This window comes from Bacillus sp. HU-1818 (assembly GCF_022695965.1).
GTDB lineage: Bacteria > Bacillota > Bacilli > Bacillales > Bacillaceae > Bacillus > Bacillus atrophaeus.
In genome coordinates this window covers 637,933-654,244 of sequence record NZ_JAAPBE010000003.1, presented here as the reverse complement: position 1 = coordinate 654,244, position 16,312 = coordinate 637,933, and the positions used below count along the sequence as shown (strand labels likewise).

Annotated in this window: 18 protein-coding genes; 1 reads left to right on the top strand and 17 read right to left on the bottom strand. The window is 42.0% G+C overall.

Annotated features, from left to right (window positions below):
- Positions 1–51 precede the first annotated feature (51 nt).
- Entirely contained in the window at positions 52–183 is a 132-nt protein-coding gene (locus GXP75_RS13930; RefSeq protein WP_004429742.1) for a YpzI family protein, read from the top strand.
- A gap of 52 nt (positions 184–235) precedes the next feature.
- Here GXP75_RS13930 and fni read toward each other — a convergent pair whose 3' ends face one another.
- The 17 genes from fni to GXP75_RS13845 all read right to left on the bottom strand — a co-directional run bounded on the left by fni (position 236) and on the right by GXP75_RS13845 (position 16,283).
- Positions 236–1,285 (bottom strand): type 2 isopentenyl-diphosphate Delta-isomerase, encoded by a 1,050-nt coding sequence (gene fni, locus GXP75_RS13925; protein WP_242557163.1) that lies wholly within the window; start codon positions 1,283–1,285, stop codon positions 236–238.
- Between the two features lie 12 nt (positions 1,286–1,297).
- Positions 1,298–2,446 carry a 30S ribosomal protein S1 gene (rpsA, locus tag GXP75_RS13920; RefSeq protein WP_004429740.1) on the bottom strand — a complete coding sequence of 383 codons (1,149 nt, stop codon included), beginning with the start codon at positions 2,444–2,446 and terminating at the stop codon, positions 1,298–1,300.
- Between the two features lie 220 nt (positions 2,447–2,666).
- Positions 2,667–3,353, bottom strand: coding sequence for a (d)CMP kinase (cmk, locus tag GXP75_RS13915; protein ID WP_214918727.1), 687 nt, complete (start codon positions 3,351–3,353; stop codon positions 2,667–2,669).
- A 78-nt stretch (positions 3,354–3,431) separates the two neighbouring features.
- Positions 3,432–3,608, bottom strand: a complete 177-nt coding sequence (locus GXP75_RS13910) for a YpfB family protein (protein WP_106044239.1) — start codon at positions 3,606–3,608, stop codon at positions 3,432–3,434.
- Positions 3,609–3,644: 36 nt separating this feature from the next.
- On the bottom strand, positions 3,645–4,310 hold the full coding sequence (locus GXP75_RS13905; RefSeq protein WP_242557162.1) for a flagellar brake protein: 666 nt from the start codon (positions 4,308–4,310) through the stop codon (positions 3,645–3,647).
- A 95-nt stretch (positions 4,311–4,405) separates the two neighbouring features.
- A complete protein-coding gene (gene ypeB, locus GXP75_RS13900) occupies positions 4,406–5,755 on the bottom strand; it encodes a germination protein YpeB (protein WP_242557037.1) in 1,350 nt (449 codons plus the stop codon).
- 34 nt (positions 5,756–5,789) lie between these two features.
- Positions 5,790–6,719, bottom strand: a complete 930-nt coding sequence (gene sleB, locus GXP75_RS13895) for a spore cortex-lytic enzyme (protein ID WP_010789078.1) — start codon at positions 6,717–6,719, stop codon at positions 5,790–5,792.
- Positions 6,720–6,863: 144 nt separating this feature from the next.
- Positions 6,864–7,520, bottom strand: a complete 657-nt coding sequence (gene prsW, locus GXP75_RS13890; RefSeq protein WP_088117482.1) for a glutamic-type intramembrane protease PrsW — start codon at positions 7,518–7,520, stop codon at positions 6,864–6,866.
- A gap of 131 nt (positions 7,521–7,651) precedes the next feature.
- Positions 7,652–8,626, bottom strand: coding sequence for a YpdA family putative bacillithiol disulfide reductase (locus tag GXP75_RS13885; RefSeq protein WP_242557036.1), 975 nt, complete (start codon positions 8,624–8,626; stop codon positions 7,652–7,654).
- A 107-nt stretch (positions 8,627–8,733) separates the two neighbouring features.
- A complete protein-coding gene (gudB, locus tag GXP75_RS13880) occupies positions 8,734–10,008 on the bottom strand; it encodes an NAD-specific glutamate dehydrogenase (RefSeq protein ID WP_004429726.1) in 1,275 nt (424 codons plus the stop codon).
- Between the two features lie 166 nt (positions 10,009–10,174).
- The gene (locus GXP75_RS13875) at positions 10,175–10,759 is read right to left on the bottom strand and encodes a genetic competence negative regulator (protein ID WP_061572953.1); all 585 of its coding nucleotides are present in this window, start codon (positions 10,757–10,759) and stop codon (positions 10,175–10,177) included.
- A gap of 167 nt (positions 10,760–10,926) precedes the next feature.
- Positions 10,927–11,715, bottom strand: a complete 789-nt coding sequence (locus tag GXP75_RS13870; protein ID WP_242557035.1) for a metallophosphoesterase — start codon at positions 11,713–11,715, stop codon at positions 10,927–10,929.
- Between the two features lie 83 nt (positions 11,716–11,798).
- Positions 11,799–12,257 (bottom strand): YpbF family protein, encoded by a 459-nt coding sequence (locus GXP75_RS13865; protein ID WP_061670078.1) that lies wholly within the window; start codon positions 12,255–12,257, stop codon positions 11,799–11,801.
- 65 nt (positions 12,258–12,322) lie between these two features.
- Positions 12,323–13,162, bottom strand: coding sequence for a LysM peptidoglycan-binding domain-containing protein (locus GXP75_RS13860; RefSeq protein WP_242557034.1), 840 nt, complete (start codon positions 13,160–13,162; stop codon positions 12,323–12,325).
- Entirely contained in the window at positions 13,113–13,727 is a 615-nt protein-coding gene (locus tag GXP75_RS13855; protein WP_279626851.1) for a CPBP family intramembrane glutamic endopeptidase, read from the bottom strand. Before GXP75_RS13855 ends, GXP75_RS13860 begins: the two co-directional genes overlap by 50 nt.
- A gap of 14 nt (positions 13,728–13,741) precedes the next feature.
- Positions 13,742–15,232 (bottom strand): RecQ family ATP-dependent DNA helicase, encoded by a 1,491-nt coding sequence (locus GXP75_RS13850; protein ID WP_242557033.1) that lies wholly within the window; start codon positions 15,230–15,232, stop codon positions 13,742–13,744.
- Positions 15,225–16,283, bottom strand: a complete 1,059-nt coding sequence (locus GXP75_RS13845) for a YpbB family protein (RefSeq protein WP_242557161.1) — start codon at positions 16,281–16,283, stop codon at positions 15,225–15,227. The genes GXP75_RS13850 and GXP75_RS13845 overlap by 8 nt, the downstream gene beginning before the upstream one ends.
- Between the last annotated feature and the right edge of the window lie 29 nt (positions 16,284–16,312).

The window sequence follows — 16,312 nt, the reverse complement described above, 5'->3', positions numbered from 1 at the left end:
GGGCCGGAGAACGTTTTTTAAACTAGCTGATAAACGAAAAGGAGAATGATGATGGGAAGAGACAGACAGGAAAGAAAACTCAAAGCTTCTCACCGAGTGGAGTCAGACAGAGATCAGTCCATTCACCATAACGGCGCGACAGCCCTTGAGAAAAACGGGGAATTCAAAAAGAGGAAATCATAGGCATTAAAAAAAAAGCATACGAAAAGGATGACAAAGATTTTTTGTCATCCTTTTAACGTACGCTAAAAGCGGATGTATCCACGCCTCTCTCCTTCAGCCAATGGTGGGTATCTCCTTGTATGACGAGAGGAGCCTGCTGTAATTCAGGGATGGTTTTGACCCCAAGCACAGTCATGATCACCTTTAGTTCTTGCAGAAGTTCACGAATCTCATCAATCAATCCGTCTTCCCCTTTAGCGGTAAGCGCTTTTAAGAAGTAGCCTGCCATTCCGGCAAAGGAAGCGCCGAGAGCGATCGCTTTGGCCACATCAAGCGCATGCTGCAGACCGCCGGAAGCGATAATAGCCTTATCGTGAAACTGTGATTTGATTTCAGCTAAGCTTGCAGCTGTTGAAATGCCCCACGCGTTAAAAAAGTTCAGTTGCTTATCTCTGCGAAGATTTTCAATTTTTGAGAAATTCGTGCCGCCGTACCCGCCGATATCAACGGCCGCTGCACCCGACTCATACAGCTTGGCTGCCGATTCTTTACTCATTCCAAATCCAACTTCCTTTACAATAACAGGCACTTCGAGCTCCTTGCACATCTGCTCAATTCGTCCAAGCGCACCGCTGAAGCTTCTGTCCCCTTCAGGCATGACAATTTCCTGAATGACGTTCAGATGGATTTGCAGAGCATCCGCCTCAAGCATTGAAACAGCCCGCTTTGCCTGTTCTGCTGTCGCTTCACTGCCCAAATTAGCAAAAATAAGCCCATCAGGATTTTCTTTTCTCACAATTTCATAAGAAAAGCGTTCAGAAGGGTCTTTAAGAGCCGACATTTGCGAACCCACAGCAAGAGGAATATCCGCCTCTCGCGCCGCTCTCGCCAGCGATTTATTAATTTCATATGTATGTTGTCCGCCGCCGCCCGTCATTGCATTGATAAAAATCGGCGAACTGCTCGTAAGTTCGCCGATTTTTGTTGTTATATCAACTTGTTCTAATGCAAGATCGGGAAGACTGACATGAACAAACGTTATATCGTCAAGACCTGTCTCTCGTTTTTGTCCGGTAGACAGCGCGTGATCTATATGTTGTCTTTTGCGTTCTGCTCGTGTCACGTTCATCACCAATTATTTTAGTTTATTAAGTTTATCACCAATTAGATCTCCAAGCTGGAAACCGGAGCTTTGTTCTTCTTTGGCTTGATACTGGCGATAGTCTTCTTGACCGCCTTGAGGCGCTTCTTCCAGTTCACGCATGCTAAGTGAGATGCGTTCCTCGCCTTCATTCACATCAAGGACTTTCACTTTTACATCTTGCCCTTCTTCCAAAACTTCATGCGGTGTGCCGATATGTTTATTGGAAATTTGTGAAATGTGCACAAGGCCTTCCACTCCGGGGAGAATCTCCACAAACGCACCGAAGCTTACGAGGCGCTGAACCTTCCCTTCAAGAACATCACCTTTTTTGACTTTTTCGCCAATCTGGCTCCAAGGTCCCGGAAGCGTCTCTTTAATAGATAAAGAAATACGCTCATTATCGCGGTCTACAGAAAGGACTTTCACCTTCACTTCCTGGCCTTCTTCCACCACATCAGATGGCTTTTCCACATGGGAATGGGAAAGCTGCGAAATGTGGACAAGACCGTCGATCCCGCCAATATCTACAAATGCTCCGAAGTCAGTCAAACGCTGCACTTTACCTTCAAGCACACTTCCGACTTCTAAAGTTTGCAGAAATTCTTGTTTTTTATTTGTTTGCTCTTTTTCTACGACAGCACGATGTGACAGGATGACTCTGTTTTTATCCCTGTCAAGCTCCACTACGATTAAAGTAAGTGTTCTTCCTTTATAATCAGTGAAATCCTCGACAAAGTGAGCTTCAACAAGCGACGCAGGAATAAAACCGCGAACGCCGATATCAACCACGAGCCCGCCTTTTACCACATCTTTCACTTCAGCTTCAAACACTTCTTTTGTTTCAAATTTTTCCTCAAGGTCTTCCCAAGCGCGGTCTGCATCAACAGCACGTTTAGATAAAATCAAAGCATCGTCTTCCACTTTCGTCACTTTCAGGTCAAGCTCGTCGTCTGCCTTTACGACATCAGATGCTTTCTCTACATGAAGACTTGATAATTCACTGATTGGAATAATGCCGGACTGCTTGACGTTGATAATCTCAACATCCACATGCTTGTCCTCCACTTTTGTAACAATTCCTTTTACTACATCTCCAACCTCTGGCACTTGAACATCAATTTGATTCATTTCCTCTGTCATTTGAATAACCTCCTTGGTCCAAACCTACACAGCTTAATTAAAACGGTTTGAAAGCTGAACATGCAACATGCCCGCTTTTAGCCGAATATGTATTAAAGAATCATTCAAAAAAAGATTTTGAATGACCAATAAAAAGTTTTATTAGTATTAACTTCTAATAAAAGGACAGGTTTGTCAAGCAATAACATCTTGTCTTTGTTGAAAAATTTCAAAAAAGAAGTTACTTATCGGCTGGACGGGACTTTTGATCTGCAATCTCGAGTATTCTGCCCGCCACTTCGTCAATTGAGAGTGATGTCGTATCAATTTCAACCGCATCATCCGCTTTGCGAAGGGGCGAAACTTCACGTTCGGAATCCAGCTTATCTCTTCTGGCGATTTCTTCAATCAATGTTTCGTAGTTTACGTCATAGCCCTTTTTTACGTTTTCTTCAAAACGTCGATTGGCCCTCTCTTCAACAGACGCCAAGAGAAAGATTTTCACTTCCGCATTCGGCAGCACATGAGTGCCGATGTCACGCCCGTCCATGACAACGCCGCCTTTGTCTCCCAGCAGCTGCTGTCTTCTGACCATTTCTTCTCTGACTAATCTGTGCTTGGCTACGATAGAAACTTGATTGCTGACTTCATCTTTTCTGATATCTTCTGTCACATCATTTCCGTTTACTAATACTTTTTGTCCTTCTTTTGATGTGATCAATTCAATGGTCGTTTTTTTCAGCAGCTCTGACAGCATTTTTTCATCCGTTAAATCTGCTGATTCCTTGAGCGCTACATATGTAATAGCCCGGTACATCGCTCCTGTATCAATATAAACATATGACCTTTTCTCAGCTACAATTTTTGCTACAGTGCTTTTCCCCGCAGCTGCCGGTCCATCAATAGCAATTGATAATTTCTTCTCCATAATCTCTCTCCTTGCTCTTTTCTCCTCTATGGATTGTATCATGAACTATACAAAAAAGGGTGAAAAAATTGATGATACTTACGGCTTTAATGTCTCTATCCATTCTTCAATTTCCATTTTATCGACCCCTTCATATCGAACGGCTTTTGATACATATGGTTCAATATGTTGATAATGAAAAAGACACTGGACACCGATCAATATCACTGCCTGGATGAGCAATAATTTAACCAGCAAGCGTTCAAAAGTTTTCATTACGGCGCACCTCCAATACAAATAGTATGGAAATGTTTACCCTTGTTTATTCCGCGAGCCCTTTCTTCTATTTTCAAGTTGGCGCCGAAAGCAGTATTGCAGTACGAGCTGCTGCTGATCTGAGGTAATATTAGAGTATTCCAGCGTCATTTTATATTTTGCTGATTTGTTATCATAAAAGACGCGTTTGACGATTGCGTCTGTGTCGACCTGAAGCGTTTTTTTCTCTTCAGGAAGGCAGATTCGCAAATGCAGTTCTTCCTCAGGCATAAAGGACAGGTTTTCCGGCAATAGAAGCGCAATACCGCCGGCGCTGATGTTGTATGAAAAAGTTTGAAACGTTTTTTGATCGCTGTTCCTTTGAACATATACATCTAATATGGCGCTGATCCGCAGATATTGCCGCCTTTGTATTCTTTTTATCTGTTCTTGGCGGGGAAGCGACAGGCAAATCATCGGAATTTTGTCCTTCTTTCTTCCTTTCACGCTGCTTTTAAATTGATACGGCATTTCTTCTTTTCCAACAAATTCCACCATCACCTCAGTGCCGTTATGTAAAAAGACCGTCCGGCCTGTATGCTGATCGACTGGGTATGCAATAAACAGCTCACCGTTTTCCACACTCACGGCTTTACTTTTTACTGTTTTCAATTGGCTTTCTTCTTTATATTCAATTGTTACAATATCACCGACACCTATCATGAAATTCACTCTTTCATTTTCAATATGCTTCACTTTTTTATTAAAGCATGTTATGTAAAAAAGGAAAAGACATTTAGTCCTTTCCTCCTTGTTTTTTATAGGTCTTTATATATAGGTTCAGCATTTTTTAGTTTTTCGACATTTTCTTCCGTTCCGTCATCGGCATTAATAAACATCCTGTACGTATCGTTTTCAATCGTACCGAGCATCTCGTAGCAAAGCACTTCCTTCCCGAGCTCGTTTGTGATAATTGCAAGCCTTGTTTCTTTCACATCCACGTTTTTGTTCAGTTTTTCTTTTGCTTCATCAACAGAAAGAGCAGGCTTCGGAATATCTCTTGTGCGGTGTGCCGCTAAAAAGTCACGCGCTGAAAAACCGACTACCTCACCATCATCAAGCGCCACTTTCATACGAATGGCTTCCGGATAAAGCCGCACATTCTTTTCAACCGGGACATATGAAAATACACCGATTTTGTCATACTGGGCACTTTCATCTATTTCAAGGTCCTTTGTCTCATATCCATTTTTCTTCAAGAACGCAAGCGCTTTGTTTGAGGCGTCATTCAAACTGATTTTCTGTTTGTTTACTTCTCTGTTTTGAATGAGATAAACAGGATGTCCGCCTTTTTGGGTAATGTCCATGTAAATTGCTGCTTTTTGGTCCGGGTCTTTCATACTGATGCTGTAAACGTCCCGCTTTGATTTTTTGCCGCTTTTATTCACTTTAATTGAATAGTTATCGTCCGGAGCAAAACGCTGAGCGATGTTCTTTGCTTCTTGTTCAGTTATTTGTTTTCCTTTCAGATGGGTGAATCCTTTGTCTTCTTTTTTCGTGCTAGTGAAGGTCGGGCCGAACTCGGATTCAGAGAATGACCCTACGTTTTTTTCAACTGTTTTAAAGCTGTTTATGATCGTATTGTCACTCTGTTTTTCATCGGACGCAAGCGCCATCTCCACATCCATCCAGCGTAAGTTTTTGCTCATAACGAGATGCTGGACATGGCGCAATTCATTTTGAATATCCTCTGATTTCTGATACAGCTTATTGAGAGATGAATATTCTTTTTCATCGAGCGGTTTTTGGTCTAAATCCCTGATTGATGCTTTGTAACTGAAATCCCCGATATTGGATAAAAACTCTTCCGTTTTATTAAACGGCATTAAGGTAAGCGGAAGCTGGCTCACATTGTTGTGGGCTTCCGCGGTAATCCGCCATACGTCTACCAAAGCGGGAGACAGTGATTTTTTGCTGTTCATGGCCAATGTCGTTCCGATTTTATCATGAAGCTGGTCAACTTGATACGTCAGATCATGGAATGCTCTCTGGTAGTTATTTTCAGCATGGAGAAGCACAGCGTCTTTTTCTTGGTGCTCTTTATATCCCCAGTAGCTTGTGCCGACGATGGCGATTCCCAGTACGGCGATTAAAATTCCTCTAATCATTTGTCACACCTCTTTTTTATGCTTTTTCATGCTCTTACTCACAGAAAATGTGTTTTCCAATTCTTTTAATCTGCGGTCGTCCCCAAATCCATGCGCTTGTCGCTGTATCCGGATTAAAATAGTAAAGGGCTTCTTCAGTTGGGTCCCAGCCATTTATCGCATCGAGCACTGCTTCTTTGGCCCGTTCATTCGGCTGCATATAAATCTGGCCGTCGGCAACTGCTGTAAAGGCGAGCGGTTCAAAAATAACTCCCGCTACCGTATTCGGGAACAATGGACTGTTAATACGGTTTAAAATAACGGCTGCGATCGCCACCTGTCCCTCGTATGGCTCGCCCCTTGCTTCACCATATACCGCTTGAGAGAGAAGCTGAATATCATTATTTGAAAACCCTCCCGGCATATTTGCCGCAACAGCATCCGGTTTTTTTTCCGGTGTCTTTTGTGCCGGTGCGTTATTTTGCGCTTGCTGATTGCCAGCTGATTTGTTCTGCGCTTTTTGGTTTTGGTCAGGCTGGGTTTGCCGCGCCTCCGCCTTCTGCCTTGCTTGTTGGGTTGCTGCTTTAGACGGCTTTGTTTGATACTTTAACGGAATTTTTCCATAGTGTGTAAATGTATTTCCTTTTTGAAGCTGCTCAACCACATATTCCCGATAATATTTGGATTTTGAAATTAAGATTTGTTTCGTTTGTGCTCCGACAAGACCGTCAATTTCTTTTAAACCGAACTGGTTTTGAAAGTTCCGTACCGCCCAGTACGTTCCCCATCCATAGACCCCGTCTATCTTGCCATTATAGTATCCGTTGTATTGAAGACGCGCTTGTAATTCAATAACGTCATCTCCCGTCGCCCCTCTTTGAATCACTTGATTTGAAAAGGCATAGATCTTCTCGCAATTTGAAAAAGCGGTTATTGTAAAGGAAAAAAGGATGAGACATACCATGATCGCACCTTTGGACTTCATCTTTTCAAGCCTCCTACAGCAAATTTTTAGTGTAGTCGTATTTTCTGTAGCAAGGTTATTTTTATACACTCTTTCCTTCTTATCCCTCTTAACATTCTTCCTGCAGGCATAAAAAAAAGCTGCACGAGTGGGCAGCTTCCAACATTATAATTGCATCATATTGACGGTGCGGGCTTTCTTCGCTTTCCTTAAACCAAACCACCATAAAAAAAGCATAAAGGGGATCATGTAATAGCCCCAATTATGAAGGGCTGTCAGAATAAAATCATACGACCCGTGAAGAGTTGAAGGAATTACTAATGAGAGAAGCAGCCATTTCAAGCGGGCTTTCTGATCCGAAAAACGTGCTTTACCTAGGTAAAATCCCATAATAACACCAAGGAGAGCATGACATGAAACAGGTAAAAGCGCTCTCACAAAAGCATGTTCCACTCCATGGCCGACTAAATAGAGAATATTTTCAAGGGTTGCGAATCCAAGGGAGACGCTGGCCCCGTATACAATCCCATCATAATGTTCATCAAAATGGGCGTGAGGATATACACTTACCATCAGGATAAACCATTTTAACGATTCCTCTAAAACACCTGACGATAAGAAAGAAACAAACAAATTTCCGGATCCCACATTTTCTTTTTCTAATACATATTGGATAAACATGGTAGGGAATACAAGTACAACACCCAGAAAAAAAGAACGCAGCACCATGTGTACAGGTTCATTGTCATACTGATCTTTTAGATAAAAATAGCTTAACAGCGCGATGCCTGGAGCTATTCCTGCAGAGATGATTGCAAACATCAGGCAACCTCTTTCCTTTAAATTCCTATAACTATCGTATCATGTTGTTTATCATTTTACATCTGCCTTTTATGAAAAAGCGCAAAAAGAGCATATGAATCTTTTTCATATGCCCCATTCTTACAAGCTGTTTAATGATGATTTCTTTTTGAGATTTCAGATGCGATTAATCCGCCGTGGAAACGCCCGTTTTCAATAAAAATCTCATTGGCATTATTGCCGGCAGCGATAACCCCCGCAATAAAAACACCTTCCACATTTGTTTCCATCGTTTCTTCGTTAAAAAAAGGCCGGCCTGATTCTTCATCTATCTTCACGCCGATTTTTTTAAGAAAACCGTGATCCGGATGGTAGCCTGTCATGGCAAATACAACATCATTTTTTATGCTCACCAATTCGTTTTGTCCGGTACGGAACATTACTTTATCTTCCGTGATTTCTTCAACACATGCACCAAACTCCATACGGATTGTTCCGTTTCTCACAAGAGCTTCAAACTCCGGCAGTATCCAAGGCTTAATGCTTGATGAGTATTCTTTCCCTCTGTACAATACCGTAACCCGTGCTCCGCATTTCACTAACTCCAGCGCGGCGTCAACACTTGAGTTTTTCCCGCCGATGACCACAACATCTTTATCAAAGTATGGATGGCCTTCTTTGAAATAATGAAAAACTTTAGGCAGCTGTTCCCCCGGAAGGTTCATATAATTCGGATTGTCATAATAGCCTGTTGCGATAATGCAGTACGGTGTCACATAAGTTCCTTTCGATGTATCGATCAGAAATTTGTTTCCGTCTGTTTTCGAAACCGTCTGCACCGTTTCAAATGCATTTACGCGTATGTCTTTGCGTCTGACAACTTCCCGATAATAAGACAATGCTTGAATTCTAACCGGTTTTCTGTTTTCAGTGATAAACGCCACATCACCGATTTCAAGCTTTTCACTTGAGCTGAAAAAGGTTTGATGGGTTGGATAATTGTATATACTGTTGACCACATTTCCTTTTTCGATAACAAGTGCATCAATGCCAATTTGTTTTAGGTGAATGGCTGCTGATAATCCGCATGGCCCCCCGCCAATAACTATTGCTTTTTCTTCAATCATTTCCTTCAACTCCTGCGATTGGCAATTCCATCAAGATATTCCGTTCATAAATAAAAAATCTCCTATATCATCATAGGAGATTTTTTATTTTTATGCAAATGATTGACTTAGATCCATCCTCTGAAACGAGAAGCTTCAGCCATTTTTCGAACACCGACCATGTAGGCTGCAAGCCTCATGTCAATTCTCCGGTTCTGCGCCATATCATAGATATTATTAAATGATTTGACCATCATTTTTTCAAGTTTTTCTTCAACTTCTTCTTCGCTCCAGTAAAAGCCTTGATTATTTTGCACCCATTCAAAATAGGAAACCGTAACGCCGCCTGCGCTTGCAAGCACGTCAGGAACAAGCAGAATATCCCTGCCTGAAAGGATTTTCGTCCCTTCCAGCGTTGTCGGACCATTAGCCGCTTCGACAACGATTTTAGCTTGAATGTTATGGGCGTTTTCTTCTGTAATTTGATTTTCAATCGCAGCGGGAACGAGAATGTCACATTCTAATTCAAGCAGCTCTTGGTTCGTAATCGTATCATTAAACAGTTTCGTTACTGTTCCAAAGCTGTCCCGGCGGTCTAGCAAATAATCAATGTCAAGTCCGGACGGATCATAAAGTCCGCCGTATGCATCGGAAATCCCGACGACCTTGGCACCGGCATCATGCATGAATTTCGCCAAATAGCTTCCCGCGTTTCCGAAGCCCTGAACGACTACACGCGCACCTTGAATGTCAATGCCTTTTTTCTTAGCCGCTTCTTTTATGCAGATGGTTACACCTTTTGCAGTTGCTGATTCTCTTCCGTGAGAACCTCCAAGCACAAGCGGCTTACCTGTAATAAAACCTGGTGAATTAAATTCATCAATTCTTGAATACTCATCCATCATCCATGCCATAATTTGAGAATTGGTAAACACGTCTGGTGCAGGCACATCCTTTGTCGGCCCTACAATCTGGCTGATCGCTCTGACATAGCCCCTGCTCAGTCTTTCCAGTTCTCTGAATGACATATCCCTTGGATCACAAATAATTCCGCCTTTACCCCCGCCATAAGGAAGATCAATGATTCCGCATTTTAAACTCATCCAAATTGAAAGCGCCTTCACTTCTTTTTCTGTCACATTCGGGTGAAAACGAATTCCGCCTTTTGTCGGACCGACTGAATCATTGTGCTGGGCGCGATAACCAGTAAAAATCTTCACAGACCCGTCGTCCATTCGAACGGGTATTTTCACCGTTAATAATCTCATCGGTTCTTTTAATAATTCATAAACTTCCTCTGGATACCCCAATTTTTCAAGAGCCTTATGTATTACGGTTTGGGTTGATAATAATACATCAAGTTTGTCTTCTTCATTATGACCGGTGTTTCGATCGGCTACCATTAAGTTAACCTCCTAGAATCTTCTGTTTCTCACATGCTCCCTTTCAGAGAATAGTATACACCTTCATATCAGCTATGCATAGGTTAAACGTTAGTTTTTTGATGATTTTTACCTAAATTATCTAATAAAAAAACCGCTGTCATAAACAGCAGTTTTTTTATATGTTTTATGAGAAATGAGTCCGGATCGTTTCAACAGCATTTCCGTCCATAATGACTTTCCCGTACTCTTGCAAGCGATAGATCGTTAAAGTGGTCGGGCTTCCGTATTCAGCCAATACTGCGACAACCCCTTCGGATGAACGGGAACCGAGATCGTCAAGGCTTAAAAAGTACTGGCCTTCATAATGGTAAACGGTCCCTCCCATAATGCCGATGCGCTGCAGGCTTTCAGAAAGCTGGATAATATCTTCAAATGAATGGAATTGATAAATAATATCTGCACTTTCATCCAGCTTCACCTGCATCTCAATGTAATCGTCATCGTACTCCTCGTCCTCTGAATCCGCTTCCTGATTCTTTGTTACGATGACAACCATGCCTTGTGCTTGGAGAGAATACACTTCGACTGCGATAGGTCCATTCGCTTCAAATCCGAGCTCTGTATTTGCTTCATTCATCATATCTTTAAATAACTGGTGGACTTTAAATGAGTCCTTCCAGAGATCTTCTTTTGTCAGCCCTCGATCTGTCAAGTCATCGAGTGTCAAAAAGATTTTTATCTTATTATAATTCAGACGCTCAAGCCGCATAACGTTCCCTCCTGCCTCTTCTTGCACACAAATCATATAACACATTATATGAGATGATGAGTCATAGGTTCTTAATTTGTTATCAGTTTACACTGTGTTCACTGGTAAGACAAGCACAATGCAGTCTTTTCTTGAAGTGTCCGGCTGTTTTTAGTAAAAATTGCATTTTATACAGAAGGATCTGGCGGTGCGGCAAGTGTCACAATATGTGTTTCCGGCTTAGCTCCGAACCGAAGCGGCACCTTCGTTGTGCCATAGCCGTTGCTGATGAGATAACGCGCATTTTTCACATGGCCGGTCGTCCCCAATTCATAGGGCCCGAACTTGCCAAACCGAATCTGTCCGCCATGTGTGTGTCCGCTGAAAATGACATCTATGCCGTCAGATTCGTTTATTTGTTCATGAATCGCAGGGTTGTGAGAAACAAGTATATTAAGCTGCTGTTTATCAACGTCCTGAATGGCAGCGGCATAATCGTCCATTTCCATCCTGATATCATTCACACCTGCAATTGTTACGGTATGCCCATTATAGAAATACGGAACCGATTCATTGCGTAAAGGAGTGACTTTGTATTTTTCGCAGATCAAAAGAAGCTTTTGCTGGCTGACCTCATAATCATTATTTCCCCATACCAGCATGACAGGAGCAAGATCCGCAAGCCGTTTTATATTTTCTTCGATTCTAGCATAAGGGACGCCCCCCTCCGCTAAATCACCGCCAATAATGACTAGGTCAGGATGATGGCTTTCAGCTTCATGTAACAAGCCTCTGTCAATTGTACGTTTATGAATGTCAGAAATAAAAAAAATCGTAAGCGGGGTCATGCCTTTCATTTTTGGTAAAACAAATGTGTGGGTTTTAAGGTGGTTACCTTTAGCAAGAGTATACATTTTCACCGTCATTGCCGCTGCTGCTGCAGTCAGCGCGCCGGCCATTGCAACTGTAAGCTTCATAAAAACTCTCCATTCTTTATGACTTATCAATAAGACGGCCAATAAAAAAAAGACGTTTCTATCGTTTGAGAAAACGCCGCAATTTATTTACTTTCAAAATATAGATTGATGTCATATTGGTGCTTCATCATTTGAAAAACAGATTCTCTCGCCTTCCATTTTTCAGGCTGAGGCCACAGATCAGTGCTTTTTTGTATGATTTCACATCTCAGCTTGTGATACTCTCCCTCTGCTTTTTCTTCCTTCTTTTTAAAATAGTAAGACGTACAATATGCAAAAGCGGCCGCCATCATCCAAAATAAATAAACCGTATGGTTCAGAAACTCTTCAAGCATGATCTGAGGCGCTTGCTGATTTAGGCTGAAACCTTTAAAAATGAAAAATAAGCATAACAAACCAAAACAGATAAGCGAGGTCCACTGCCACCTTCGGCATTGCTTGGCGTAATTTTCATACTTTACTTTCCGTTTCACCAGCGCCTGAAGCATCTGTTTTGTCGGTGCATCAGTAAAACGGTCTAATTGATCCCATATTCGTTCCATGCGCTTCACACCTTGTCCATCATTCATTGGTACAATATATGAGAGGCCTGCAAAATACATGCCTGTTAATTGGTCAGGGGAATGTTAAGAACTTGGCCGGTGTACACTTCATTGCCGTTTAAGTTATTATAATGGCGGATTTTATCTTCACCGGCTCGGCTTTTATAATACTTCATGGAAATACGATATAAGGTTTCTTTCTTTTTGACCGTATGTTTAACAACTCGAGTTGCGTCTTCTTTAGTCTGCACTTGCTGAGTATCCTTTTGCACCGTCTTTGTTTCCTCGGGGGCAGCGGCAGCAGAAGCCTTGCTTTCTGACTTCTCATTGGCCTTGGTATCAACTTTTTTATGTATAGAGGAATCTTTCTCCTCTGTTGGTTCTTTTTTATTCTCCGAAGGCTTATTGTCCTCCGCTTGTTCTTTTTTACTCTCCGAAGGCTTATTGCCCTTCGCTTGTTCTTTTTTACTCACAGAGGATACGAGATCCTCTGTTTTTTCATCTGTTTCTTGATCTTTTGTCTCTTTTGCGGAATCCTGCAATGCGACAGTATCTTCTGTTTCTTGTTGTTTTCCAGCCTTAGGCAGAGATTCATACTTGCTTTGGCTGCTGTCGATAAAGACATCTTCATAATCTTTATTGGGATTAAACGGATCGCCTTTTGTGAAATACAGCAGACTGATAAACACGATAATCGGAACAAATACAAACAGTACGGCAAGAACCGTAAATAACGGCGTTTTGGTTTTGGCCTTATCCTGCTTCTTTTTTCTCTGATCTTTTACTGATTGTCTTGACGGAAGAGTTTCATCCTGTTGGTCAACATGCTCTTCTTCAAAAACGTCTTTTTGCTGTTCATAAAGATTCCGGGCTTTTCTTCTCTCTACTCTTGACATTTTCGTCATGCATTTCCCTCCTAACCTGTTGAAAACGAATCTGACAGGCAAACACTACATCAATGATAAAATGCGCCATAACCGGCACAAATAAATTACCGGTCCATTCATAGATAAGGCCAAGCAAAAAGCTGATCGCCGTCACCATGATAAAAAGCAGCCATTTTGTCAAATATCGAAAATGAAGAACGGCAAACACCACGCTTGCAGCCCATAAACCGATATGTGTCTGCAATACGCCCCTAAATAAGATTTCCTCTGTAAAGGCAATCAGAAGCGTTAAAAATATAATATGAGGGACTGACCTCTTACTGAATAACTTTTTATTTATCCCGCCATCATCGTATAAGTGAGGCGGACACCATTTCATCACTGCCAGATCCAAGATAATAACAATAACAGCAAGCGAAACACCATACCATATAATATGGGGGTCCCGAATATTCCAAAGCTTAAAAAAGTCGTTTGCATGCTGAAATAAAAACAGTCCTGCTACAGCCGACACAATTATAACAATTAGCTGTGTCATATATAATTGCTTTAGCATATCCCCATCAGACAGCTGGTCAATCAAATCTTTTTGTTGTTTCAGCACAGCTCACCTTCAGACTGCAGGCCGAATATTCGATTCAATTCTGATTGCCAGTTGTCAAACGGTTCCATTTTGTTACCTTCTCCTTTTTGTTCATAGGCGGTAAGATCGATACCGCAGTGGCTGCAGCATTGATTTTTCGTATGATCAGGCTTGTAAGCTTCGGAAAAATAAGAAAGCAGCGACTCCCTTAAACAGCTTTTTTGTTCCAGCAATGCAGAAAGATGATACATTTTATCCAGCTTCAATTCCATGCGGTGCGACAATTCCTGAGTCATAAGCTCTATAGACGTCTTTCCGCTTAAAAAAAGGTGGATGATGGTACGGGCCTGAGTCTCTGAAACGCCATGGCTGATTAGGAGTTCCCGCAGTTTTTTTTCATCCCGCTCTTCAGTTGCTGTCAATATGCTTAAGATCGAACTGATTTCATGATCAGCCAAATATTCCATCTGGATGATTTGCTGCTGCAGCTCAATATCTCCCGGCGCTCTTAACAAAATGCTGACGCTCGGCTTTCCGTCCCGCCCTGCTCTGCCGATCTCCTGCATAAAGGCTTCAGCAGTCTGAGGCTGATGAAAATGAATAACATATCTTATGTCCGCTTTATCTACGCCCATTCCAAAAGCGTTCGTACTGCAAATCACGTCAAGCTGATGATTGATAAATTGCTGCTGTATTAAAATTCTGTCACCGGACTCCATTCCGCCGTGGTAAAAATCCGCTCTGCTGTTTGTTTTCGCTTTGATTTCAGCAGATAATTCTTCAGCCCACTTCCTTGTCGGACAATATACAATACCAGGACCCTGAAGCTGTTCGACGAGCTGAACCGTCCTGTATATTTTTTCGGCAGTATCCGCCGCATTTTCAACCTTTAAAGCAATATTGGGGCGATTCACTGAATAGAGATGGCGGTCAGCATGCTGCAGGTCAAGCAAATTCATGACATCTAGCAAAGTATTCTTTGTGGCTGTAGCCGTCAGCGCAAGCACCGGCGGATGGCCAAGTGTCTTCCTGAGCAGTCCGAGCTTCGAATAATCCGGTCTGAAATCATGGCCCCATTCGGATATACAGTGGGCTTCGTCAATAACGAAAAGACTGATCGGCACTCTTTTCAGCCTGTCTAAAACGTAATCTGACTGAAGAGCCTCGGGGGATAAATATAAAAATTTATATCGTCCAATGTTCTCCAAAATAGTATTTCTCTCATTCCGGCTCAGCATGCTGTTGAGAGCGGCTGCCCGTTTTTCTCCCAGCGCTTTCAGCTGCTGTACCTGGTCTTCCATTAAAGAAAGCAAAGGTGAAATGATAAGAACCATTCCGTCCAGCAAATACCCCGGCAGCTGATAGCAGAGCGATTTCCCTCCGCCAGTCGGCAGCATAGCAATCGTATCTTTTCCATTCAGTACACTTTGGATGATTTCCTCTTGCCCTTTTTTAAAGGTATGAAAACCAAAATTTTGATATAAAGCTTGTTGTAATTTATTCATATTGACTCACCGTTTTTGCCAGTGCCAGTCTAATTTGAAAGTAGCTAAACTGCTGATGCAACCCTTCCCGAATTCGTTTCATTTTATTGGTCTGCATATTCTTTGCAAACTCAACAATTCGCCGCTGCTCCTCTTTAGAAATATACTGTTCAATAAAAAATGAGGGCTGATGCAAAGAAATTTCCACAATATGATCTTCAATTGTCGCTGTTTTCAGGTTTCTTATATCCGCTATCCGTTCAATCGGAAAACCTTTTTGAACCAGATGCAGCGTTTTTCTTGCCGACTGTGTAAGGGCGCTCTCAAGCACCGTATCAGAAAGAAGATCCGCTAAAACAGAATGTTCACAATGCGGGATAGATTGAATAAAATAATGTACAGCACCCCAAAACAGAATATAAACATAACGCTCATCCTCACGAAGTGAATCGGCAAGCTGTCTGTTTGTATAACCTATTCTTTCATATGAAGTTAATGAGTACACAAAGATAAATGCCTGTTTTTCACCGAGTTTGTTCAAATGTGCTGTTATCATGCCCCACACGCTGGCACTAAGGGCGTTATGGTCGGGATGGCGGCGCAAATAGCGTTTCACCCATTGCAAAATTTGAGTGTCTTTTGTAATGGGTGTATATCGCTGGCAATAATGCTGCTTATTTGATAAAACCTGAACAAGAAGGGATAACCTTTTCCAAAATATTTTGGCAGCCTGCTGGTGATAAGCCCCGTGGCAATGGGCGGGCCAAGGTCTGGCAAAAAGCGCCCGCTTCAATTCTTGTGTTCCCTCTGCTGTCACCCTGTATGTATCTGTTTCATTCATCGCTTTCACGAATGAGAGCTGTTTAAGCTTTTTCAGTGATGCTGTGATGTCACTCCTTGAACAGTCCGGAACCATTCCAAAATATTTTGCGATCTGAAATAATCCGGCATCTTGTATCGTTTGGGACGATCTTTTTCCTTTTAACAAATGAAAAACAGCGCTTTGAGACCGTTCTGCATCTATTTTTTCCAGACAGTCAAGTACCATAATATCGAAGTAATTTAATGACAACTGCCTCACCCACATTCTTTCTGACAAAA

What these genes read in the sequence shown, in the direction of transcription:
- GXP75_RS13930 (WP_004429742.1), top strand. Translation starts at nt 52, where the DNA reads ATGGGAAGAGACAGACAGGAAAGAAAACTCAAAGCTTCTCACCGAGTG.
- GXP75_RS13905 (WP_242557162.1), bottom strand. Translation starts at nt 4,310, where the DNA reads ATGATAGGTGTCGGTGATATTGTAACAATTGAATATAAAGAAGAAAGC.
- GXP75_RS13865 (WP_061670078.1), bottom strand. Translation starts at nt 12,257, where the DNA reads ATGGAACGAATATGGGATCAATTAGACCGTTTTACTGATGCACCGACA.
- sleB (WP_010789078.1), bottom strand. Translation starts at nt 6,719, where the DNA reads ATGAAGTCCAAAGGTGCGATCATGGTATGTCTCATCCTTTTTTCCTTT.
- GXP75_RS13860 (WP_242557034.1), bottom strand. Translation starts at nt 13,162, where the DNA reads ATGACGAAAATGTCAAGAGTAGAGAGAAGAAAAGCCCGGAATCTTTAT.
- rpsA (WP_004429740.1), bottom strand. Translation starts at nt 2,446, where the DNA reads ATGACAGAGGAAATGAATCAAATTGATGTTCAAGTGCCAGAGGTTGGA.
- GXP75_RS13910 (WP_106044239.1), bottom strand. Translation starts at nt 3,608, where the DNA reads ATGAAAACTTTTGAACGCTTGCTGGTTAAATTATTGCTCATCCAGGCA.
- GXP75_RS13875 (WP_061572953.1), bottom strand. Translation starts at nt 10,759, where the DNA reads ATGCGGCTTGAGCGTCTGAATTATAATAAGATAAAAATCTTTTTGACA.
- GXP75_RS13850 (WP_242557033.1), bottom strand. Translation starts at nt 15,232, where the DNA reads ATGAATAAATTACAACAAGCTTTATATCAAAATTTTGGTTTTCATACC.
- GXP75_RS13870 (WP_242557035.1), bottom strand. Translation starts at nt 11,715, where the DNA reads ATGAAGCTTACAGTTGCAATGGCCGGCGCGCTGACTGCAGCAGCAGCG.
- cmk (WP_214918727.1), bottom strand. Translation starts at nt 3,353, where the DNA reads ATGGAGAAGAAATTATCAATTGCTATTGATGGACCGGCAGCTGCGGGG.
- GXP75_RS13885 (WP_242557036.1), bottom strand. Translation starts at nt 8,626, where the DNA reads ATGATTGAAGAAAAAGCAATAGTTATTGGCGGGGGGCCATGCGGATTA.
- prsW (WP_088117482.1), bottom strand. Translation starts at nt 7,520, where the DNA reads ATGTTTGCAATCATCTCTGCAGGAATAGCTCCAGGCATCGCGCTGTTA.
- ypeB (WP_242557037.1), bottom strand. Translation starts at nt 5,755, where the DNA reads ATGATTAGAGGAATTTTAATCGCCGTACTGGGAATCGCCATCGTCGGC.
- gudB (WP_004429726.1), bottom strand. Translation starts at nt 10,008, where the DNA reads ATGGTAGCCGATCGAAACACCGGTCATAATGAAGAAGACAAACTTGAT.